We start from the raw sequence: 21,932 nt of genomic DNA, 5'->3' as shown, positions 1-21,932 counted from the left end.
GCGCCTAGATGCTGTGAACGCGAGGTTCGCGCGAGGGCGTCGTGCCCGTGCCGAACACGACGTCGGCCGCGGGGACCGGGCGCCCGAGCCCGAAGCCCTGCGCGACGTCGCAGCCCAACGCGCGGACGACCGTCAGGCACTCGTCGTCCTCGATCCCCTCGGCGACCACGCGCAGGCCGAGCGAGCGGCCGAGGTCGACGATCGTGCGGGCGATCGCGCGGTGCGCGGCGTTGGTCGCGACGTCCGTGATGAACGAGCGGTCGACCTTCAGCTCGTCGACTGGCAGCGTGGCCAGACGCGACAACGACGCGTGGCCGGTGCCGAAGTCGTCCAGCGACAGCCCGACGCCCAGCGCGCGCAGGCCTTCCAGGACCGCGACGCAGCGGGCGGCGTCGGCCAGGACCGAGGTCTCGGTGACCTCGAAGCGCAGCGCGCTCGCCGGAACGCCGTGGCGCGCCAGCGCGGCGCTGACGATCCCGGGCAGCTCGACATCGAGCAGGTTGGCGGTCGCGAGGTTCACGGCGACCTCCACGACCCGGCCCTCGGCGCGCCAGCGCGCGACGTCGCGCAGCGCCAGCTCCAGGACCTCCAGCGCCAGCGGGCCCATCGCGTTGGTCTGCTCGGCCAGCGGCAGGAACGCGCAGGGCATCAGCAGGCCCTCGGTCGGGTGCTGCCAGCGCACCAGCGCCTCGGTCGAGACGACCGCGCCGGTCGCCAGGTCGACCTTCGGCTGGTGGGCGACGATCAGCTCGCCGCGCGCGATCGCGCCGCGCAGCTGCCCGGCCAACGCCAACTGGTCGGGCGTGTGGCGGTCGCCGGCCGCGTCGTAGACCTCGACACCGCTGCGGCGGTCCTTGGCCGAGTACATCGCGATGTCGGCGCGTTGCAGCAGACCGGACGCGTCGTCGGCGTGCAGCGGGTAGTGCGCGACGCCGATCGACCCGTCGACGCGCAGCGCGATCCCGCGCAGGTCGAACGGCTCCTCGAGGACGGCCAGCAGCCGATGCGCGACGAGCAGCGCGCGGTTGGGCTGGTCGTCGTCGGCCGCGACGATCACGCCGAACTCGTCGCCGCCCAGGCGGGCGAGCACGTCGTCCGGCCCGAGCACGGTCGACAGCCGCGGCCCGATCCGGCGCAGCAGCTCGTCGCCGGCAGCGTGCCCGAGCGTGTCGTTGAGCTCCTTGAAGTGGTCCAAGTCCAACAACAACAGCGACGCGTCGTCGCCGCTGCGCACGACCTGCTCCAGGTGCCAGGTCAGCGACCGACGGTTGGCCAGCCCGGTCAGCTCGTCGGTGCGCGCCTCGGTCCGCCGGTCGGCCAGCTCGCGGACCTCGCGGAACGTCAGGACGGTGCGGCCGACCGCGGCCGTGATCGCCGCGCAGGCCAGGGCGAAGCCCAGCGTCGGGACCTCCGCGAACCGTGAGGCGACCACGATCGCCAGCGCGATCAGCGTGCACAGCGCGGGCAGCAGCACGATCCCGCTGCCCGCCCACTCCATCTCGAAGCGGCGCGCGCGGGTCCAGGGCGCGAAGGCCATGATCGCGCAGCCGACCGGCCACGCCGCGCTGATCGGCGTGCCCGTCGTGTAGTCGCCGCTGGCGTTCAGGAACAGGAACAGCGAGTCGCCGATCGCGAACACGACCAGCCCGGCGCCGAGCACGATCAGCGAGCGCATCGGCCGCCCGCCGTGCAGCACGAGCGTCCCGGCGATCAGCGCCAGGACGAGCAGGTCGGCGATCGGGTAGGCGAGCGTGACCGCGACGGTCGCGACGTCACCGCCGGTCGAGCGCGAGACCCAGTCGAACAGCACGGCGGCGGCGATCGCCGCGACCGTCAGGCCGGCGACGAGCCCGTCCAGCCACATCGACGCGTGGATCCGGGCGCCGCGCACGCGCAGCAGCAGGCCGATCGCCAGGTAGGCCGGGAGGTAGAAGCCGAGGAAGCCGAGGTCGGAGATCGACGGGACCGGCGCGCTGCCACCCGGCCCGACCTGGAAGAACCAGGTGATGTCACCGAACGTCCAGGCGCCGATCGCCGCTGCGAGCGCGAGGCAGAACGCGCGCTCTTCAGGGACGCGGACCGCGCGGAGCAGGACGAGCGCGATCGAGAGCAGCAGGACCGCGGTTGGGGCGGGCGCGTCGAGCCAGGCGATGTAGCGCGCGTCGCCGCGGACCATGGGAAGCGTCGAGACGACGTAGCCGCCGGCCAGCAGCCCGATGATCAGCTCGATCCGGCGAACCAACGGGGTGACGGCGGCGGTTGTCCCCACATGCGCAGGATTCGGCAGCCTCGGGGGCGGGCTGGATCCCCCGATCGCGGTAGGTAAGACCGCTGACGGGGGATCCGGACGTCTGATCTAGGCGGTGACGGCGACCGCTTCGGGCGTCTCAGCCGCGACGTCGGCGACCTCGCCGGCGGGTGCCGCGAGATCGCGCAGGACCACGAAGCACGCGATGGCACCGGCCAGGCAGACCGCCGCGCAGACCCAAAGCGCGTCGTGCATGCCGCTGACGTAGGTCTGCGGATCGCCACCACCGAAGGCCGCACCCGCCGGGATCAGCGCGCCGAGCGCCGCGACGCCAACTGCGATGCCGGCCTGGCGGAACGTGTCGTTGACGCCGGCCGCGAGGCCGCTCTGGGACTCGGGCACCGAGCCCAGCGCGAACGCGGTGATCGACGGGTTGAACAGGCCCGTGCCGATCATCGCGACGATCGAGCCCGGCAGCGCGACGGTCCACGCCGAGTCGACCTGCGCGAAGGTCATCAGCGCGAGCCCGATCGCGACCAGGAGCAGCCCGGCCACGACCATCAACTTGCTGGAGAGCTTCTCCTGCATGGCGCTCGTGGCGCCCGCGACGAAGAACATGATGATCGTCGACGGCAGGTAGACCAGGCCGGCCTCGATCGCGCTCAGACCGAGGATCTGCTGCATGTAGAGCGTGATGTAGAAGAACACCGCGAACCACGTGGCGGAGATCGCGAACGCGCCGATCTGGGCGCCGCTGAACGAGCCGTTGTGGAACAGCTTCAGCGGCAGCATCGGCTCGGCGACGCGCGCCTCGATCGCCAGGAACGCTCCGAGCAGGACGGCGGCGCCCGAGAACTGGGCGACGATCTCCGCCGAGCCCCAGCCGGCCTCGTTGCCGCGCAGCAGCGCGAGGATCAGCAGGAACAGGCCGCCGGTGAGCGTCAGCAGGCCGCCGACGTCGACGCGGCGCGCGTGGGAGTCCTTGGACTCGGCGACGTAGCGGCGCGTGATCCACACGCACAACAGGCCGAGCGGGATGTTCACGAAGAAGATCCAGCGCCAGCCGAGGCCGGAGGTCAGCGCGCCGCCGACGAGCGGACCGACGGCGAACGAGGCGCCGATCGTCGCGCCGTAGGCGGCCAGCGCGCCGGCGCGCTCCTTGGCGTCCGGGAACGCGTTGGCCAGCAGCGCGAGCGAGACCGCGAACATGATCGCTCCGCCGACGCCTTGCAGGGCGCGGAAGGCGTTCAGCACGGCGATGTCGTTCGCGACGCCGCAGAGCAGAGAGGCGACGGTGAAGAGCCCGAGGCCGACGGTGAACAGGCGGCGGCGGCCGAAGCGATCAGCCAGCGAGCCCGCGGTCAGGACGACGGAGGCGAGCGCGAGCGTGTAGGCGTCGACGACCCACTGCAGGCCGGAGAGGCCCGTCGAGAGGTCGTCAGCGATCTTCGAGAGCGCCGTGTTGACCACGGCGATGTCGAGCATGAGCATCGCGGTCGCGATGCACACGACGGCCAGCGTCCAGCGCTGGACCGCGGAAGGGGAAGGAGCGGGGGAGGTCATCGTGGTCCCACCGTGACGGCCCCCACGCGCCTGCGAAATGGGGGAGTTCCCTAGTCCTGAGGTTCGGGTCGGGTGCCCGCACCCGCCCGTGTGGGGCTAGCCGGTGACGGCCACGGGTGCAGCCACCGGCGCCAGCGTCACCGGGATGCCGTTGAGCACCGCGGTGCCGGTGAACGGCTCGATCACGGCCTCGTCGGTCAGCACGTTGGAGTTGATCCCGGCGTGGGCGCGCGCGACGTCCATCTCGACGCCGTCCATGTCGTGGCCCCAGCCGTGGGGCAGCGAGACGACGCCGGGCCGGATGTCCTCGGTGACCTCGACCGTCGCGCGCAGCTCGCCGACGCGTGAGCGCACGGTCGCGGGCGCGCCGTCGGTCAGCGCCAGGCGCGCGGCGTCGTCGGGGTGGACGTGCAGCGTGCAGCGCTCCGGCCCGCGCACCAGCAGCGGCAGGTTGTGCATCCACGAGTTGTTAGAGCGCAGGTGGCGGCGGCCGATCAGCACGAGCTGCTCGGGGTCAGCGGCGTCCTGGAGCAGGTCGTGCAGGCGCGAGCTGTCGGCGACGAGCGCGTCGGGCGCCAGCTCGATCTGGCCGCTCTGGGTGCGCAGGACCTCGGGCAGGCGGGGCTCGAGCGCGCCGAGGTCGACGCCGTGGGGCTGGGCTTCCAGGTCCGCGAGCGTCAGGTCGTACGGGCCGGTGCGCAGCAGCAGGTCGATCATCCGCGCGGTCCCGGTGCGCGGTGCGAGCTCGGCGACGCAGTCCTCGACGTCACGGCCGTGCCACGGCGAGTGCTCGTCGGCGACCTCCTTGCCGATCGCGGCGCGCACGACGAACTCGTCGATGGCGTCGACGTCCGCGTCCGGCCCCTGGCCGGTGGCGATCCCGACCAGCCGCAGCACGGTCTCCCACTCGTCCGGCATGCCCTCCGGCCGCGCGAGCACCGGCGGCGAGTAGTTGGCGTAGTTGCGGACCGCGAAACCCATGAACACCAGGTCGAAGTGCGACTTCTCCAGCGGCGAGGGCGCGGGCAGGATGACGTCGGCGTGGCGCGTGGTCTCGTTGACGTAGATGTCGATCGAGACCATGAAGTCCAGGCCGTCGAGCGCCGTGGCCAGGCGCGTGGAGTTCGGCGTCGAGACCACCGGGTTGCCCGCGATCGTCAGCAGCGCGCGGATCTGGCCGTCGCCGGGCGTGTCGACCTCTTCGGCCAGCGCGGCGGCGGGCAGCTCGCCGAAGACCTCGGGCAGCCCGCGCACCCGCGAGGCCCAGCGGCCGAAGATCGCGCCGCGCCCGCGGCCGGGCGCGCCCTTGGTGTTGGGCAGACCGGATGCAGGCAGCGGGAACATCGCGCCGCCGGGCGTGTCGAGGTTGCCGGTGACGATGTTGAGGACGTCGATCAGCCAGCTCGTCGTCGTGCCGAACGCCTGGGTCGTGGTGCCGATGCGGCCATAGGCGACCGCGGACGGCGCGGTCGCGAAGGCGCGGGCGACGGCGCGGATGCGCTCCGCGTCCAGGCCGGTGGCGGGCGCGACGGCCTCGGGCGTGAAGTCTTCTGCGAGCGCGCGGACGGTCGCGAGGTCCTCGTCGGAGACGTGCGGCGACGGCAGCGCCTCGAGGCGCTCGGCGAAGATCACGTTCAGCAAGGCCATCAACAACAGCGCGTCGGTGCCGGGGATGATCGCCAGGTGCTCGTCGGCCTCCTGGACGGTGCGCGAGCGGCGCGGGTCGACCACGACGATCTGGCCGCCGCGCTTGCGGATCGCGCGCAGCCGCCCGCGCACGTCCGGCGCGGTCATCAGCGAGCCGTTGGACGCCAGCGGGTTGGCGCCGAGGCAGAGCAAGTAGTCGGTGCGATCGAGGTCCGGGATCGCAATCGTCGTGCCGCTGCCGAACATCAGCGCCGAGGCCGCCTGCTTGGGGTACTGGTCGACGGTCGACGCGCTGAAGATCTGCTTCGTCCCCAACGCCTTCAACAAGACCTTCCCGTACAACAAGAACGCGAGCGAGTGCGCGGCGGGGTTGCCGATGTAGGCGCCGATCGCGTCGCGGCCGTGCTCAGCGGCGATCGGCGGGAGCTTCTCGGCGATCAGCGCGAACGCCTCGTCCCACGTCGCGGGCGCGAACGAGCCGTCGGGCTGCTTGACCAGCGGCGTGCGCACGCGATCCGGGTCCTCGTGCAGCTCCTTGATCGAGACGCCCTTCGGGCAGATGAAGCCGTGGCTGAGGACGTCGTCGGCGTCGCCACGGACCTTGGTGACCGTGTGGGCGGCCTCGTCGACCTCGAGCATGAGGCCGCAGGTCGCTTCGCAGAGGGGACAGGTGCGGAAGGCGACGGTCATCGGGTGACCGTACTCCGACATCGGACACTCGTCCAACCACCACATCCCCAGCTCAACGCCGCTCACCGGCGACCGATGCCTGTGAGGGCCATGGAGGCAAAGCACGCAACGGACTGCGCGCCCTGGCGGGAAGGCATCGACCCAGTCGCTGCCCGAGCCGTGGCCGGCGCCATTGACGAACTCGCGGAGTTCCCGGTTCTGGACGCCACCGTGCTCCGGATCATCGCGCTCTGCGACGACCAGGAGTCGACGGCCGCCGATCTGGTGGACGCTCTGGAACAGGACGCGACGTTCGCCGCGAACCTGCTCCGGTTCTCGAACTCCGCCGCGCGGGCGCACCCGATCCGCGCCAAAACGATCCGCCAGGCGGTCATGCTGGTGGGCCGGCGTGCCTTGCGGCGCCTGGCGCTGGAGGCCGCGACCTTCCGCTTCCTGGAGCGCTCCAAGGGCAACGGCCGCGCGTCGTGCGGCCAGATGCACCTGCACGCGATCACGGTCGCGATCGGCGCTGCGGCCGCTGCCGAGGAGGCGCGCGTCCCGGGCGACACGGTCCACCTCGCGGGCCTGCTGCACGACGTCGGCAAGCTCGTCCTGCCCGAGGTCTTCGGGGAAGAGGCGTGCGATTCGCTGGCACGCGAGTTCCCGGCCGGCGCCGAGCGCGTCCTGGCCGAGCGCGAGCGCTTCGGCATCGACCACGCCCAGTGCGGCGCGCTGCTGGCCGAGCGCTGGGGCCTGCCGGACGAGGTCGCGTCGATCATCGCCTGGCACCACGGCGGCCCGACCGGCGTCGGCGCGCCGAACGCGGAGATCGCGGCGGTGCAGCTGGCCGACAACGTCGCGGGCATGCTGTCCGGGACCGAGGCCGACCACGCGTTGTTGGAGGTGTCGCTCGACCGGCTCGACCTGACCAGTGACGTGTTGGACGTGCTTGCCGAGCAGATCGCCAACCCGGAGCAGCGCGGTGGCAGCGGCGAGAGCGGGCGCCTGGCGGAGCGCGTCGCCGAGCTGGAGCGGCTGTCGCAGACCGACGACCTGACGGGGCTGGCGAACCGCCGGCACTGGCTGCAGACCACGCGGATGGCGCTGATCGAGAACGGCGGCGGCGCGATCCTGATCTGCGACGTGGACAACTTCAAGGCGGTCAACGAGCGTCACGGCATGGCCGCCGGCGATCTGGTGCTGGCCGAGATCGGCCGGATCCTGAGCGTGCACGGGCACGCCGGGCGCCTGGGCGGCGACGAGTTCGCCGTGCTGGTTCCCGGGAATCTGGAAGAGGCCGTGCAGGCCGCACAGCGGATCATGGCCCAGGTGGGCGAGGTCTTCGAGGCGGGGAGCGGCCCGAAGGTCGATCTCTCGCTGGGCTGCGCCGCGGCGCCGACGCACGGCGACGAGCTGGCGGATCTGCTCGAAGCCGCCGACGTGGCGCTGCTCGACGCCAAGCGCGCAGGCCGGTCGCGGGCGATGATCGCCGGGACCGAGCTGCGGGACGACCTGGCGGCCTGAGCCGCCAGGCTCGGCGCGCGCCGTTCGGCCCCGAAACGCCACGGTTCGCATCTAACCCGCGATATGCGCGGGTTAGATGCGTTTCGTCGTTGGCGTACGCTCGCACGGCGTGGGCGGCTTGGTCGAAGCGGAGTGGTACGACGTCCGGCGGGCGCAGTCTGGGAAGCCCGCGACCTACACGTGCCCGTTCTGCCCGCGCAAGCTGCCGGCGTTCTCCGAGCACGTGCTGATCCGGCCGCTCGGCCGCGGCGACGGCCGCCGCCACGCGCACATGGCCTGCGTGGCGCGGGCGCGCGAGCAGGGCCGGCTGCCGTCGCGCGAGGAGTGGCTGCGCACGCAGCGGCAGGCGCGGCGGCGGTCCCGCGGCGGGCTCTTCGCCCGCCTGTTCGGTAGAAGATGATGGTCATGCCTTCCGATCCCACGCTCGTCGCCACCCGCCGCTCGCTCCACGCGCTCGCCGAGCAGGTGATCGCGCCGCTGCGCGTCCAGGCGACCGGCAACGAGATCGCGCTGCGCCCGCGCCCGGGCGGGTTCGGGACGCCGGAGCTGCCCGAGGGCGGCTGGGTCGGCACCGACGGGACGGACTTGGTCCGCGTCGACGCCGACGGCGCCCGCGAGATCACGCGCATCACCTCGCTGTTGGATGCCGCGAGCTTCGTGGGGTTGGATGCCGCAGCGTCCGCGTTGACCGACGCGCCTTTGGAGATCCACGCCGGCGCCGCCGAGATCCTCGCCGAGGCCTGGGCGACCGGGGAGGAGGCCCTGCTCGCCTTCGTCCCGGACTCAACCCCGATCCTCTGGCCCGAGCACTTCGACATCGCCATCGAGCACGATGAGGCCACCTACGGCCTCTCACCCGGCGACGCCAACCACCCCGAGCCCTACGCCTACATCTCGCTCTGGAACCCGCCCGCCGACCTGCGCACCGGCCACGACTCGTTCTGGAACGCCGTCGGCTTCACCGGCGCCGAGCGGCCGTGGACCAACGACGTGGATGAGCTGGTCGCGTTCTTCAGAGCAGGCCGCGACGCATGACCCTGAGCTAGCGCGCTGGGCAGCGCGTTCCCGCGATCTCGTCGGCGGACGGCACCGGAACGCGGTCGCCGCCGAGTGGCTCGTCCTCGACGGCCAGTCGCCGAATGGTGTGTCCCGTAGCGACAAACATGGCTCGCCCGGAGATGCTGATCTCTCGGAGGTTGTCGACCTCCACGAGCGGGTCCCACGCCTCCTGGCAATCGTCGCTGTTGAGGCCGCGGCTGATGATCGCCGGATAGCGACCGTGTTCGATGGCACGAAGCCACCAGGTGCCATCGCGCGTCAGGTGGAGCGAGCGAAGCAAAGGACTTCCGCCGTGCAGCATGGTGGTGTCCTCGAACAGCGTCTCCCGTTGCATCGTCGATCGACTGGGGCCGATGACGGCGGCTCTGACCGTGATGAACGGATCGCGCCGCTCGATCCACGCCACCCTACGGCCGTAGGCCTCCATGTCGACGATCGCTGCATCCGTGGCGGTCACGCGACGCCAGCTCGCGCGACGAGCGCGCGCCCAGACCCCGCGATCCGCGGCCGGGCACTCAGGGCCGGCGAGACGTGCGGCGACGATCTCGCGGTGGGTGACCATCTGCGCGACCTCGCACCCCGGGCGAGCGGGGCCCTGGAGCCGATGCGCGGGTCCGCGGACGAGATCTCGTTCCATGGACGCGCACCGCCGTTGCCGGCACGAGCGATAAGTGACGACCAGGCGGCCGCCGTGCGTACGGCCGAGATCGGCCTCCATGGGGCGGTCGCTGCGCGCGAGGAGCTTCGGTCCCACGTCGGTCTGCGCCAACAGCTCCCACGCGGCGCTGGGGTGCGGTCGCATCGTCCAGACCAAGGTCCCCGGCACGCTGTCCAGGTCGTCAATCTGGGTGGCGGTGATCAGGACCCCCTGCTCTGGCCGGTCATTGAGGCAATGCCGCGGAAGGAGGTGCTGGTCAGGGTCGAGCGCCTCTCCTTGGTAACGGCTCTCTTGGAGCCGGAGCGGCGCGTCCGCGTAGGTGTCGTAAAGGACGAGCTGACCATTCGCACGTCCCAGATACAGCACGCAGGATCGATCGAAGTGGTGATCGGGCGGGATCTTGGTGAACCGGAAGGGAACGCCTTCGAAATCGAGCGCTCGGAACCCCCAGAAGAGTCGCCCGCTGTACGAATAACCGTCTTGGGTGTATCGCGCCGCGGTTCCGGCTGCGGTCCAGAGGACGCCCAGGGCGAGGATCGTCGATGCTGCCACGAAGGCCGATATCCAGGCCAGCATGAACCGCTGCGACGGTCGCGTCGACGTAGTGCGGCGTCGAAGCCACCGCGCGAGCCGACCGTTGGCAGATCGTGGGATCGACCGGAGAACCCGCTGAACGATCCACGGGAGCACACGAACCAGCACCTCGGCCACGAGCCAGCCGATCAGGACCAGGGCGGGAAGGGCGACGAGCAGGAAGCTCACGCCTGCGACCGTGTCGTCGATCATCTTGGCCCGATTGATCCCGACCTCTGCCGTCGTGACGTCGAGAGAGCCGTACACGTGCTGGTGCAGCACGGACAGTACGAAGTACGAGAGGGTGCCGGCGACCGGAAACGCCGTCAGGATCAGGGCGACGAGCGTGCGTGCTCGCGGAAGCGTGAAGTTCTTCATCGATGGTGAGGCCGAATCGCCGGCCACCGACTAAGAGGCTGCTCGTCGTCAGTTGTGACAGGGAATGGCGCTCAGAGCAGGCCGCGACGCACAATGATCTCCTCCGACAGCGTCTTGTAGCCGACGCGGTCGAAGACGACGGTGACGATGCCGGACTCGATGGACTGGATCGTGCCGTCGCCGAACTCGGGGTGGTGGACGCGCTCGCCGGTGGTGTAGGGCGCGTCTTCGTCGATGAGGTCGTCGGCGACGCCGTGGCCGGCGTTGCAGTTGTCGCAGTTGCCGCAGGGTGGGGTGAAGGCCTCGCCGAAGTACCCCAACAAGAAGGCGCGGCGGCAGGTGAAGTGCTCGGCGTAGCCGCGCATCATCTCGACGCGGGAGCGTTCGAAGCGCTCGCGGTCGATCTCGTCCTCGGCGGCGTCCGCGAGGCCCTCACGTAGGTTGGCGTCGGGGATCGCGGTGACCTCGCCGGCGTCGCTGACGTCCACGACGTGCGCGTCCTGGAGCCGATGCAACACGGTGGCCAGCCGCGAGCGGCCCATGCCGAGCTCCTCGCGCAGCGCGCCCGCGTCGATCGGCTCGCCGACGGCCTCGACCACGCGCGCGACGCGCTCCAGCGTCGCGCGGTCGAGCTTGCCGGAGGCGAAGAAGCGGCGGCGGCCGAGGTCCTCAGGGCGGTAGAAGAGCTTGGCGATCGCGGGCGCGCCGTCGCGTCCGGCGCGGCCGAGCTCTTGGAAGTAGGCGTCGAGGGACTCGCTGACGTCGAGGTGGAAGACGAAGCGGACGTTCGGCTTGTCGACGCCCATGCCGAAGGCGATCGTGGCGACCATCACGTCGACGGGAGACCGGCCCGCCCGCCCCATGAACGCCTCCTGCGCGACGTCGCGGGCTTTGGGCGACATGCCGCCGTGGTAGGCGGTCGCGCGCACGCCGCGCTGGACCAGCGCGGCGGCGGTCTGCTCGGCGCCCTTCTGGGTGGCGACGTAGACGATCCCGGGCGTCCCGCGCTCCTGCGCGGCCACCGCCTCCAGCAGCGCGCGCTCCTTGGCGTCCTCCTCGCGGAAGCGCTCGACACCGAGCCAGATGTTGGGGCGGTCGAAGCCCTTGACGACGATCTCGGGGTCCTTCAGCCGCAGCACCGCGACGATCTCCTCGCGCACGGGCGCGGCGGCGGTCGCGGTGAGTGCGAGGATCGGCGGACGCCCGAGCGCCTCTGCGGCCGCGCCGAGCTCCAGGTACTCGGGGCGGAAGTCGTGGCCCCATTGGGAGACGCAGTGCGCCTCGTCGACCACGAACAGCGACGGCTTGGCGGCGCGCAGCCGCTCCAGCGTCGCGGCGTTGGCGAGCTGCTCGGGGGCGAGCAGGACGAACTCCGTCGCGCCCGATTCCAGGCCCGCGAACACGGCCTCGCGGGCGGCGTGCGAGAGCGTCGAGTTCAGCTCGGCCGCCGCGCCGCCCTCGGCCTGCGCCACCTGATCCCTTTGCAGCGCGATCAGCGGCGAGACCACGACCGTCGGCCCGTCGCGGAAGAACCCGGCGAGCTGGTAGATCGCCGACTTGCCGCTGCCGGTCGCCATCACGACGAGCGCGTCACGGCCCTCTAGCGCGGCTTCGATTCCCTCTAACTGCCCGGGGCGCAGGTGCTCGTGGCCCAGCTCCTCGCGGGCCGCCGCTTCGATCTCGTCCTCGTCCGGCAGTCCTGTCATCGGCTGGTCCGTACCCGACCCTATCCTCGAAGAGGCATGGCCTCTGTCCCCCAAGACCAAGACCGCAAGGACCGTCTCGCCGCGCAGCGCCGCAAGCTGCCCGACGGGCCAGGCGTCTACCTGTTCCGCGACGAGAAGCAGAAGGTCATCTACGTCGGCAAGGCCAAGTCCATCAAGAAGCGGGTGGCCTCGCACTTCGCCAACCCCGTGACGCGCGGCGCGGTGCAGATGACCGAGGTCATCGACAGCGTGGAGTTCATCCTCGTCGGCAGCGAGACCGAGGCGCTGCTGGTCGAGCAGAACTTCATCAAGCAGTACCAGCCGCAGTTCAACATCAGGTTGCGGGACGACAAGTCCTATCCCTACATCGCGATCTCGATGGACGAGCCGTTCCCGCGGGTGTACTTCACGCGCGAGAAGCACCGCAAGACGCGGCTGTACTTCGGGCCGTACTCGAGCGCCAAGCGGACGCGGTCGACGCTCGAGACGCTCGGCAAGGTCTTCCAGTACCGGTCGTGCAACGGGGCGGAGCCGGGACGGCGCAGCGGCTCCCCGTGCCTCGACTTCTACATCAAGCGCTGCGGCGCGCCATGCGTGGACTACGGCGTCAACCGCGAGCAGTACATGGAGTCGATCGACGGCGTCCGAGCGTTCTTGAGCGGCCGCTACCGCGACATCGAGCGCGACCTGGAAGCGCGCATGAAGGCCGCCGCCGCCGAGCAAGAGTTCGAGCAGGCCGCGCTGGAGCGCAACCGGCTGGCCGCGGTGCGGTCGCTCCTACAGAAGCAGCGGGTGGCCAACGAGGCGCACGGGACGATTGACGTCGTCGCGGTCGCCGCCGACGGCACCGACGCCAACGCCCAGGTCTTCCAGCTGCGTGACGGCGTCCTGAGCGACCGGCAGTCGTTCTACCTGGACAACATCCAGGAGGGCGGCGTGGGGGAGGTCGCCCAGGAGTTCTTGTTGCAGTACTACGGCGAGGCGACCGTGATCCCGCCGCAAGTCATCGTCCAAGGGGAAGTTGAGGATCTTGAGCCCTTGGCCGAGCTGCTGACCGAGCGGCGCGGCGCGAAGGTGGAGGTGCGCGCGGCGGAGCGCGGCGACAAGGCCAGGTTGTTGGACTTGGCCGAGCGCAACGCGCGGTTGGCGCTGGACCAGGAGCGACTGAAGGCCGAGCGCTCGCGGCAGCAGCGGGTCGAGGCGCTGGACGACCTCCAGCGTGAGCTGTCGCTCGACGCGCTGCCGCTGCGGGTCGAGTGCTTCGACATCTCCAACCTGATGGGGACGCACACGGTCGCGTCGATGGTCGTCTTCGAAGGCGGCGCGCCGAAGAAGGCCGACTACCGCCGCTTCAACATCCGCGGCGGCGAGGAGGGCGTGCCCGACGACTTCGCGTCGATGAGCGAGGTGCTCTCGCGGCGGCTGGCGCAGTGGGAGAAGCAGCAGGACCTCTCACCGCACGACCCGGACCGCAACGAGTCCTTCGCGACGCTGCCGAACCTGATCGTCATCGACGGCGGCAAGGGGCAGCTGTCCGCCGGCGTCGAGGCGCTGCGCGGCTTCCTAGATCGCGGCGTGGCCGTGGTCTCGCTCGCGAAGAGGATCGAAGAGGTCTTCGTTCCCGGGCGAGCCGAGCCGATCATCCTGCCCCACGACACGCCCGCCCTCCAGCTCCTCCAGCGCGTCCGGGACGAGGCCCACCGCTTCGCGATCACCCACCATCGCACCCGCCGCGACCGCGCGATGACCGTGTCGGTCCTCGACGACCTCCCGGGCATCGGCGAAGCCCGCAAGCGCAAGCTGCTGAACCACTTCGGCTCGCCGGACGCGGTCTTAGCGGCCTCGCGCGAAGAGCTTGAGGCGGTCCTGCCGGGCAAGACGGCGCGGGAGCTGTACACGTTCCTGCACCGGCTGCGGACGGGGCGTTAGGCGTCTCGCTCAGGTGGTCGAGCCGGACGTCGTCGTCGGCGGCTGGGTGCTGCTCGGGCGCTGGGGGAGCTTGGACTGGCAGGACTTGAAGGCGGCCTGGACCTTGGGGTCGTCCTGCTTGAGGTTGCGCAGGGCGTTGAAGCCGTCGGAGACCTTGACGTCGAGGCCGGCGGACTTGAGGCAGGTCAGGTAGGGCGTGAAGGCCTTGATGTCCTGTTGGGGGCGTTGGCCGCCGTTGCTGCCGCCCTGGCCGTAGCCGCCGCGGAAGTTGCCCTGGGGGCGGAGCTTGGCGCAGGCCTGCATGGCCTTCTGGGTCTTGGCGTCCATCTGGCCGCCGCCCGGAAAGCCGCCGGCGGGCGGGGTGCCGTTGGTGCCCGTGGGCGGGGTGCCGTTGGTCGAGGCGCCGGGCGGGGGACCGTAGCCGCCCTGGCCGCCGGGCCCGCCGTTGCCGTTGCCGCGGTCGGGCAAGGTGACGCCGTTGTCCTTCAGGCACTGGCGGTACTTCTCGAAGGCGGCGTTCTGGGTGGCGTTGCCGCCGCTGGCGTTGGTGGACGCCGAACCACCCGAGGAGTCGTCGCCGGAGGAGCCGCACGCGACGAGCGCGATCGAGGCGCCGGCGATGGCGAGCACGGAAATGGGCGTGGCAAGGCGAGACATGGCCTCGCAGTCAGCCGCACGAATCGAAACGTCGGGCAAGCGAGGGCGAAGAAGTCTGTAAGTCGCCGTTTCTTCGCATTTCCTCACGCTGCGCTTAAAGACCGCTCACGGGACGCACGGATGCTGAGTGTCGTATGCCCCGGACGTCCCGTGCTCGCCAGCTGCTGTCCCCGATCAACGTCGCGCTTGGCGCCGTCGCCGTTGGCGGCGTGGTCGCCGCGATCGTCGTGGTCGGCCCGGAGAGCGCCTCGTCCACCACGAGCGAGCGGGTCGTCACCGTCTCGAAGGGTGTCGTGCAGTCGACGGTGTCCGGCAGCGGAAACCTCTCGCCGGCCAACACGATGAACTTGAGCTTCGGCGCCTCGGGCAAAGTGACCAAGGTGTACGTCAAGGCCGGCGAGCACGTCACCGAGGGCCAGCTGCTCGCACGCATCGACCCGACGTCGGCCGAGGTCGACCTGGCCGAGGCGAAGGCGACGCTTCAGAGCGCGCAGGACACGCTGGACGACATCCAGTCGGGCACGACGACGACCACCACGGCGTCGACCGCGTCCACGTCGTCGTCCACGAGCGCGACCACCGCGACTGCCGCCTCCGTCAAGGCGACGACCGCGAGCGTGAAGGCGACCGCCGCGCAGGCCACCTCCTCGACGCCGTCCTCCACGACCGCGCCCGCGTCGACCACCACGCCTTCGAGCACGACGACGCCGAGCACGACGACGCCGAGCACGACGACGACGCCGAGCCAGAGCGGCTCGGGGACGAAGGGCAGCGGGACCGGGACGACCGGCAGCGGCTCGGCGCCGAGCGGCGGCTCCGGGTCGGGCGCGAGCGGCGGCGGGTCGAGCAGCGGAGGCTCCGGCGGAAGCAGCGGCTCCGGGAGCGGCTCCTCGAGCGGCGGCTCGACCATGTCCGAAGCGGCCGCCGCGGCCGCCGTGAAGTCCGCGCAGCTCGCCGTCGACAACGCCGAGGACGCGCTGACGGCCACCGCTCTGCGCGCGCCTGGTGCGGCGACCGTCGCCGCGGTCAACGGCGCGGTCGGCGACCAGGTCAGCAGCGGCGGCTCGTCCTCCGCGTCCTCGTCCAGCAGCAGCGTCGCGGCGGGCGGCGGCGCGGGCGCGAGCGGTGGCGGGACCGGGACGACCAGCTCCTCATCGACCGACTCCTCGTCCTTCATCACCCTCACCCAGCTCAGCCGCATGCACTTGGAGGTCTCGCTCAGCGAGTCCGACATCAACGACGTCAAGGTCGGCCAGCAGGCGACGGTGACCGTCAACGCCGCGTCCGGCGAGGAGGTCGCAGGCAAGGTGGTGGACATCGACGTGCTCTCGAGCTCGTCCAGCTCCACCGGCACGTCGAGCGCCGTCTCCTATCCCGTCACGATCGCGCTGACCCAGACGACCAAGGGCCTGCGCGCGGGCATGTCCGCGACCGCCGAGATCGTCACCGCGCAGGCCGAGGGCGTCGTCGTCCCGAGCCAGGCGCTCCAGGGCAGCAGCGTCACCGTCGTCAAGAGCGGCGAGCGCACGACCCAGCGCGTCCAGACCGGCGTCGCGGGCGACAGCTCCACGCAAGTCACCAGCGGCCTCAGCGCCGGCGACCAGGTCGTCGTCACCTCGTCGAGCGCGGCCGCGGGCGCCGCCGCCTCCCGCAGCGGCGGCACGTCCAACTCCACGCAGAACGGCACCGGCCGCAGCGGCTTCGGCGGCACCGGCACCGGCGCCGGAGGCTTTGGCGGCGGCGGCTTCAGCGGCGGGCCGCCGAGCGGCGGCTTCCCCGGAGGGGGAGGCCGGTGAGCCCGCCGCGGGGCCGTCGCCGCCGCCCGGTCATCGTCGTCGAGGACGTCCGCCGGACCTACCAGGTCACCGAGGACCTGGCCGTCCACGCGCTCGACGGCGTGTCGCTGACGATCGCCGCCGGTGAGTTCGTGGCGATCATGGGCTCCTCGGGCTCGGGCAAGTCCACGTTGATGAACATGCTCGGTTGCCTCGACTTGCCGACCTCCGGCCGCTACCTGCTGGACGGCGTGGACGTCAGGGACATGGACGAGGACGAGCAGTCCGACCTGCGCAACCGCAAGATCGGCTTCGTCTTCCAGGCCTTCAACTTGGTCCCGCGCACGAGCGCGCTGGCCAACGTCGAGCTGCCGCTCAGCTACGCGGGCGTCTCGCGCGCGCAGCGCCGCGCCCGCGCGAAGGCCGCGCTGGACGCCGTCGGCATGGCTGAGCGGATCGACCACCTGCCGTCCGAGCTGTCCGGCGGCCAGCAGCAACGTGTAGCGGTTGCTCGCGCGATCGTCACCAACCCCTCCTTGATCCTCGCCGACGAGCCGACGGGCAACCTCGACTCGCGCTCCACCGACGACGTGCTGCGCATCTTCGAGGACCTCAACAACGAGGGCCGCACGGTCGTCCTGATCACGCACGAAGACGACGTCGCCGAGCGCGCGCGGCGCGTGATCCGCCTCGCGGACGGCCGCGTGCAGTCCGACGTGCGCAGAAGCGCGGAGGCCGCGGCATGACGCTCGCCGAGACCCTGCGCATCGCGCTCGGCGGGATCATGGCCAACAAGCTGCGCTCCGGCCTGACGATCCTCGGCATGACGATCGGCGTCGCCTCGGTGATCGTCCTGGTCGCCGTCGGCAACGGCTCCAAGGAGCAGGTTCAGGCGAGCGTCCGCGCCCTGGGCTCCAACGTCCTGCTCGTCCAGGCGGGCGGCGCGCGCGGCGGCCCCGGCCTCTTTGGTGGCGGCTCGTCGATCACGCTGACCCAGGACGACGCGACCGCGTTGCAGGACACGTTCAACGTGCCTGACGTGAAGTCGGCGTCGCCCGTCGTGACGGCAAGCAGCACGTCGCTCGTCGCCGGCTCGTTGTCCTACAGCTCGTCGGTCACCGGCACCACCCCGAGCTATGCGACCGCGCGCAACTACGAGGTCGCCGATGGCGAGATGTTCACCACCAACGACGTCAAGAAGCACAGCCGCGTCGTCGTCCTCGGCCCGACCGTCGTCACCAACCTCTTCAACGGCGCCAACCCCGTCGGCCAGACGGTCAAGATGGGCGGGTCGAGCTTCACCGTCGTCGGCGTGACCAAGGCGAAGGGGTCGAACGGCACGACCGACCAGGACGACGTCGTCTTCGCGCCGCTGACCGCCGTGCAGGACGCGCTGAGCGGCTACGGCTCGATCAACCAGATCGTCGTGCAGGCCAAGAGCGAGAAGTCGCTCAACGCCGCGCAGGCCGAGGTCACCGCGATCCTCAACGAGCGTCACGACATCGACGCGAGCGCGTCGTCGTCGACCACGGGCACGAGCAGCAGCAGCTTCCAGGTCATCAACCAGGGGTCGATCCTCGAAACGTCGGACGAGACGACCTCCGTGTTCACCACCTTGCTCGGCGCGGTCGCCGCGATCTCGCTGCTCGTCGGCGGCATCGGCGTGATGAACATCATGTTGGTGTCGGTCACCGAGCGCACGCGCGAGATCGGCATCCGCAAGGCGATCGGCGCCCGCCGCTCCGACATCCTGCTCCAGTTCCTGACCGAGGCCGTCCTGGTCTCGATGCTCGGCGGCATCGTCGGCGTGATCGTCGGGGTCGTCGGCTCGAAGTTCGAGATCGCCGGCGTCGACCCCGTCATCGCCTTCTACTCGATCCCCTTGTCCTTCGGCGCGGCCGTCCTGGCCGGGCTGTTCTTCGGCACCTACCCGGCGGGCCGCGCTGCGCGCCTGCGTCCCATCGACGCCCTCCGATTTGAATGAGCGAACACCCTTCCCAGACCTCGGCTTCCTACGACGACCCCGACCTCGAGTGGGACCACGAGTACGAGGACGAGCCGGCTGACGACGACACGGCGCCTGCCCGCCCGCGCCGCAAGCTGCTGACGCCCGTCAGCGGCGGATTGGCCGCGATCGTCCTGCTCGCCGGCGGCTTCATCGCGGGCGTCCAAGTCCAGAAGGGGCAGGAGGACGGCAACGGCGCTGGCGGCGCAGCGGCGCGCGCCGGAGGCTTCCCCGGGCGCCAGGCCGCAGCGGGCGGTGGCGGTGCGACGACGGGCGGAGGCGCCGCCAGCGGCGCCTCCAACGCCACCGTCGGCACCGTTGCCAACGTCAAGGGCAGCACGCTCTACGTGACCGGCACCGACGGCACGACCGTGAAGATCCGCACGGACGACAACTCGACCGTCACCCGCAACGCCGACGCCTCCGTCGGCTCCGTGCATCCCGGCGACAGCGTCGTGATCCAGGGCGCCAAGAACGACAACGGCACGGTCACCGCGACCTCGATCACCGCGACCGCCAAGGGCGTCAGCGCGTTCGGCGGCCTTGGCGGGTTCTCGGGGGCCGGAGGCACCACCGGCAGCGGCACGACGCAGCAGGGCGGCGGCACCAGCGGCGCCACCCCGAGCGGCGGCGCGGACTCCGGCGTTCCCCAAGGCTTCGCACCCCCGCAGGGCTAACCGCACGAATAGCTGCGCAGGCAACCAGACCGCGCGCGGAGCCCTGTCCGCGACACAATGCAGGGAGTGCCGCTTACCTACGTCACCGGTCATCGCAACCCGGACACCGACTCGATCGCCGCCGCGATCGGGTACGCCGAGCTGCGGTCACGCCTGGATCCGGACACCACGTACCTTCCCGTCCGCCTCGGCGAGCTGAACGCCCAGACCCGCTGGGTCCTGGAGCGCGCCAGCGCGGCCGAGCCGGACCTCCTGCCGCACATCATGCTGCGCGTCCGCGACGTGATGCAGCAGGACTTCTACGCGGCCGGGGTGGACGACGCGGTGCGCGAGGTCGGCCTGACGATGGCGGCCGACAAGCTCGACGTCGTCCCGATCGTCGACCACGACGGCAAGCTCGTCGGCGTCATGACCGAGCGCGCGCTGGCCCGCCGCTACATCCGCGAGTCGCGCGAGGCCTCGTCGCTGGTCGACACGCCCACGCGCATCAGCGCGATCGCCTCCGCCGTCAGCGGCGAGCAGGTCGTCGGCGACGACCACGCGGTCGCCGGCCGCGTCTGGGTCTTCGCGATGGAGGTCGACTTCCCGGAGTCCGGGATCGGCGAGGGCGACGTCGTCGTCATCGGCAACCGCGAGGACGCCCAGCGCCGGATGATCGAGCGCGGCGTCGCGCTGATGTTGGTGTCCAACGGCGCCACGCCCTCTGACGAGGTGCTCAAGCTTGCCAACGAGGCTGGGACCGCGGTCGTCGTCTCGCCGCTGGACTCCTACGTCTGCGGTCGTATGACGACGCTGGCCGCGCCGTGCCGCGCGCTGATGGACGCCGAGCCGTTGACCGTTCGCGGCAACGACCTGCTCGAGGACGTCACCGAGGAGATCAAGAACGTGCACTACCGGGCGGCCGTGGCGGTCGACCGGCGCGGGCACCCGATCGGCCTCGTGACGCGCAGCGACCTCGTCAACCCGACGCCGCGCGACGTGATCCTCGTCGACCACGCCGAGCAGGGCCAGTCGGTGATCGGCATCGAGCAGGCGCACATCGTCGAGATCCTCGACCACCATCACATCGGCTCGATCGAGACGCGCCTGCCGGTGCGGGCGACGTTCGACCCGGTCGGCTCGACGTCGACGCTGGTGATCGAGCGCTTCCAGCAGGCCAACCAGCAGCCGACGGTCCCGACGGCGACCGTGCTGCTCGGCGCGATCCTGTCCGACACGGTGATCCTCAACTCGCCGACGACGACCGACCGCGACCGTGCGGCCGTCGAAGCGCTCTCAAGCTTCCTGGACGTTGACGCCCAGGCGTTCGGCAAGGAGATGTTCGAGTCGGGCTCCGACGCCGCCGACGCGTCCGTCGAGTCGCTGCTCGCGCGCGACTCCAAGGAGTACGAGACCGCCGACGGCCCGATGTGCATCGCGCAGGTCGAGACCGCCGGCAAGGTCCTGGCCGGCCGCCTCGGCGAGCTGCGCGAGGCGCTTCAGGCCCAGCACGACAAGAACGGCCACGTGCTCAGCGCGCTGATGGTCACCGACATCCTGGAGAAGCACACGTCGCTGCTGATCGCGGGCGACATCGCCGCGGCCGAGCGCGCCTTCAACGCGCAGGCCGAGAACGGCGTGCTGGAGCTGCCGGGCGTGATGAGCCGCAAGAAGCAGGTCGCGCCGCCGCTGCTCGGCGCGTTCTAGCGAGAAAGCGCAACCTTTCACCAGTGGAGCGCGTTGCATCGGTCATGCGCCGACGCTTCGTCCTTCTCGCCATCGCGCTGCTCGCCGCGGTGGCCGTCGTCCCCGCCGCCCGCGCGGCGGCGGCCGTCACCGCCACGCCGCTGACCGCGGTCGGCGAGACGCCGATCGCCGTCTACGGCGGCTGGGTCGTCTGGAGCGAGCCGGGCGCCGACGGCCTCTACCGCGTCGTCGCCTACCACGACGGCGTCAAGCGGACGCTGAACCAGATCGCGCCCCGGACGGTGCCGTTCGACCTCGACGCCGGGCCGGACTCGCGCGATCGACCCGCGATCGTCTTCTCGCGCTGCACGACCGAGCGCGACGTCCACGCGATGTCGGCGTGGGCGACCGCGCGCGGCTGCCGCCTGCGCCAGGCGACGCTGGACGGCGCCGCCGAGAGCGGCCTTCCGACCCCCGGCCGCGGCTCGGCGAGCGACAGCGTCCCGTCGCGCTGGGGCTACCGCGTCGCGTTCCAGCGCCGCGCGCGCAACTCAGACGTCTCGCAGCTCATGCTCTACGACATGCAGCACAACCGGATCAAGAAGCTGCCGCACGGCGCGCTCCCGCACCACTGCCCGTACCGCACCGGCTGCAAGAACCCGCGCTACATGGGCGAGTTCGGCGAGCTGGACCTCGGCGCTCGCGATGTCGCCTACTCGTGGCACCTCTCCGCGCCCGCGGTGACCGGCGTCGGGTTCGGCACGGAGCTGCGCGTCGTCGCGACCGCGACGGGCCGTTCGCTGCTGGCCGGCAGCGGCTACGTCTCGGGCGCCTGCGGCGGCCGCTCGAACCTCGCGCCGCAGGCCACGCCCGGCGGCGTCCTGTTCGTCAGCCTCCAGTTCTTCTGCGAGGCTGCCCAGGGCACCGTCACCGCGACCTCGTTCGGCGCCGGCGGCCTGCTCTCGCAGACGACCAACGTCGGCGGCGGCGTCGCCTACCGCGTCCTGCGCGACGCCGCCGACGGCACGATGTACGCCGTCCTCGGCCCGGCACACGTCGACTTCAACGCCAAGTCCGCCCCGATGACGCTCGTGCGCCTCTCCAGCTTCAAGCTCACCAAGACCGACAAGGTCGCAAACGAGCCATTCGACACAGGCCTTTGACGCGACCGCCGCGCGGCGCGTCATGATGTCCGCATG

16 protein-coding genes are annotated in these 21,932 nt (G+C 71.2%); 10 read left to right on the top strand and 6 right to left on the bottom strand.

All coding sequences use genetic code 11. From position 1 onward, the window contains the following. Nucleotides 1–4: 4 nt before the first annotated feature. The 3 genes from ACT01A_RS07740 to ACT01A_RS07730 all read right to left on the bottom strand — a co-directional run bounded on the left by ACT01A_RS07740 (nt 5) and on the right by ACT01A_RS07730 (nt 6,148). The gene (locus ACT01A_RS07740) at nt 5–2,269 is read right to left on the bottom strand and encodes a putative bifunctional diguanylate cyclase/phosphodiesterase (RefSeq protein WP_445151666.1); all 2,265 of its coding nucleotides are present in this window, start codon (nt 2,267–2,269) and stop codon (nt 5–7) included. 87 nt (nt 2,270–2,356) lie between these two features. Continuing rightward, nucleotides 2,357–3,811: an MFS transporter gene (locus ACT01A_RS07735; RefSeq protein ID WP_445151665.1), complete on the bottom strand. Its 1,455-nt coding sequence runs from the start codon at nt 3,809–3,811 to the stop codon at nt 2,357–2,359. Between the two features lie 96 nt (nt 3,812–3,907). Continuing rightward, complete coding sequence (locus ACT01A_RS07730; protein ID WP_445151664.1) at nt 3,908–6,148, bottom strand: molybdopterin oxidoreductase family protein; 2,241 nt, start codon at nt 6,146–6,148, stop codon at nt 3,908–3,910. 159 nt (nt 6,149–6,307) lie between these two features. Here ACT01A_RS07730 and ACT01A_RS07725 point away from each other — a divergent pair, with 159 nt between their 5' ends. The 3 genes from ACT01A_RS07725 to ACT01A_RS07715 all read left to right on the top strand — a co-directional run bounded on the left by ACT01A_RS07725 (nt 6,308) and on the right by ACT01A_RS07715 (nt 8,686). Further along, on the top strand, nt 6,308–7,651 hold the full coding sequence (locus ACT01A_RS07725) for an HDOD domain-containing protein (protein WP_445151663.1): 1,344 nt from the start codon (nt 6,308–6,310) through the stop codon (nt 7,649–7,651). A 109-nt stretch (nt 7,652–7,760) separates the two neighbouring features. After that, nucleotides 7,761–8,051, top strand: a complete 291-nt coding sequence (locus ACT01A_RS07720) for a hypothetical protein (RefSeq protein ID WP_445151662.1) — start codon at nt 7,761–7,763, stop codon at nt 8,049–8,051. Nucleotides 8,052–8,056: 5 nt separating this feature from the next. Further along, nucleotides 8,057–8,686, top strand: coding sequence for a hypothetical protein (locus ACT01A_RS07715; protein WP_445151661.1), 630 nt, complete (start codon nt 8,057–8,059; stop codon nt 8,684–8,686). 7 nt (nt 8,687–8,693) lie between these two features. Here ACT01A_RS07715 and ACT01A_RS07710 read toward each other — a convergent pair whose 3' ends face one another. Beyond that, nucleotides 8,694–10,346 (bottom strand): hypothetical protein, encoded by a 1,653-nt coding sequence (locus ACT01A_RS07710; protein WP_445151660.1) that lies wholly within the window; start codon nt 10,344–10,346, stop codon nt 8,694–8,696. A gap of 44 nt (nt 10,347–10,390) precedes the next feature. Continuing rightward, nucleotides 10,391–12,025, bottom strand: a complete 1,635-nt coding sequence (locus ACT01A_RS07705; protein WP_445151659.1) for a RecQ family ATP-dependent DNA helicase — start codon at nt 12,023–12,025, stop codon at nt 10,391–10,393. A gap of 36 nt (nt 12,026–12,061) precedes the next feature. On the opposite strand from ACT01A_RS07705, the gene uvrC reads away from it, so the two are divergent. After that, the gene (gene uvrC, locus ACT01A_RS07700; RefSeq protein ID WP_445151658.1) at nt 12,062–13,954 is read left to right on the top strand and encodes an excinuclease ABC subunit UvrC; all 1,893 of its coding nucleotides are present in this window, start codon (nt 12,062–12,064) and stop codon (nt 13,952–13,954) included. Nucleotides 13,955–13,963: 9 nt separating this feature from the next. Here the strand turns inward: uvrC and ACT01A_RS07695 are convergent, their stop codons facing one another. Continuing rightward, nucleotides 13,964–14,584 carry a hypothetical protein gene (locus tag ACT01A_RS07695; protein WP_445151657.1) on the bottom strand — a complete coding sequence of 207 codons (621 nt, stop codon included), beginning with the start codon at nt 14,582–14,584 and terminating at the stop codon, nt 13,964–13,966. A 161-nt stretch (nt 14,585–14,745) separates the two neighbouring features. Between ACT01A_RS07695 and ACT01A_RS07690 the strand changes: the two genes are divergently transcribed. From ACT01A_RS07690 to ACT01A_RS07665, 6 genes are all read left to right on the top strand, one after another. Further along, complete coding sequence (locus ACT01A_RS07690; protein ID WP_445151656.1) at nt 14,746–16,407, top strand: efflux RND transporter periplasmic adaptor subunit; 1,662 nt, start codon at nt 14,746–14,748, stop codon at nt 16,405–16,407. Then, a complete protein-coding gene (locus ACT01A_RS07685) occupies nt 16,404–17,132 on the top strand; it encodes an ABC transporter ATP-binding protein (protein WP_445151655.1) in 729 nt (242 codons plus the stop codon). The genes ACT01A_RS07690 and ACT01A_RS07685 overlap by 4 nt, the downstream gene beginning before the upstream one ends. Continuing rightward, complete coding sequence (locus ACT01A_RS07680) at nt 17,129–18,370, top strand: ABC transporter permease (RefSeq protein ID WP_445151654.1); 1,242 nt, start codon at nt 17,129–17,131, stop codon at nt 18,368–18,370. The genes ACT01A_RS07685 and ACT01A_RS07680 overlap by 4 nt, the downstream gene beginning before the upstream one ends. Further along, nucleotides 18,367–19,068: a hypothetical protein gene (locus tag ACT01A_RS07675; protein WP_445151653.1), complete on the top strand. Its 702-nt coding sequence runs from the start codon at nt 18,367–18,369 to the stop codon at nt 19,066–19,068. Before ACT01A_RS07680 ends, ACT01A_RS07675 begins: the two co-directional genes overlap by 4 nt. A gap of 66 nt (nt 19,069–19,134) precedes the next feature. Continuing rightward, entirely contained in the window at nt 19,135–20,754 is a 1,620-nt protein-coding gene (locus ACT01A_RS07670) for a putative manganese-dependent inorganic diphosphatase (protein WP_445151652.1), read from the top strand. 44 nt (nt 20,755–20,798) lie between these two features. Further along, nucleotides 20,799–21,896 carry a hypothetical protein gene (locus ACT01A_RS07665; protein ID WP_445151651.1) on the top strand — a complete coding sequence of 366 codons (1,098 nt, stop codon included), beginning with the start codon at nt 20,799–20,801 and terminating at the stop codon, nt 21,894–21,896. Nucleotides 21,897–21,932: the final 36 nt, after the last annotated feature.

It is taken from the genome of Baekduia sp. Peel2402, from assembly GCF_052567285.1.
Note: the sequence above shows the minus strand (reverse complement) of the source record. Positions and strands in the feature narration are given on the sequence as shown.

What these genes read in the sequence shown, in the direction of transcription:
- ACT01A_RS07735 (WP_445151665.1), bottom strand. Translation starts at nt 3,811, where the DNA reads ATGACCTCCCCCGCTCCTTCCCCTTCCGCGGTCCAGCGCTGGACGCTG.
- ACT01A_RS07730 (WP_445151664.1), bottom strand. Translation starts at nt 6,148, where the DNA reads ATGACCGTCGCCTTCCGCACCTGTCCCCTCTGCGAAGCGACCTGCGGC.
- ACT01A_RS07715 (WP_445151661.1), top strand. Translation starts at nt 8,057, where the DNA reads ATGCCTTCCGATCCCACGCTCGTCGCCACCCGCCGCTCGCTCCACGCG.
- ACT01A_RS07705 (WP_445151659.1), bottom strand. Translation starts at nt 12,025, where the DNA reads ATGACAGGACTGCCGGACGAGGACGAGATCGAAGCGGCGGCCCGCGAG.
- uvrC (WP_445151658.1), top strand. Translation starts at nt 12,062, where the DNA reads ATGGCCTCTGTCCCCCAAGACCAAGACCGCAAGGACCGTCTCGCCGCG.
- ACT01A_RS07690 (WP_445151656.1), top strand. Translation starts at nt 14,746, where the DNA reads ATGCCCCGGACGTCCCGTGCTCGCCAGCTGCTGTCCCCGATCAACGTC.
- ACT01A_RS07680 (WP_445151654.1), top strand. Translation starts at nt 17,129, where the DNA reads ATGACGCTCGCCGAGACCCTGCGCATCGCGCTCGGCGGGATCATGGCC.
- ACT01A_RS07675 (WP_445151653.1), top strand. Translation starts at nt 18,367, where the DNA reads ATGAGCGAACACCCTTCCCAGACCTCGGCTTCCTACGACGACCCCGAC.
- ACT01A_RS07665 (WP_445151651.1), top strand. Translation starts at nt 20,799, where the DNA reads ATGCGCCGACGCTTCGTCCTTCTCGCCATCGCGCTGCTCGCCGCGGTG.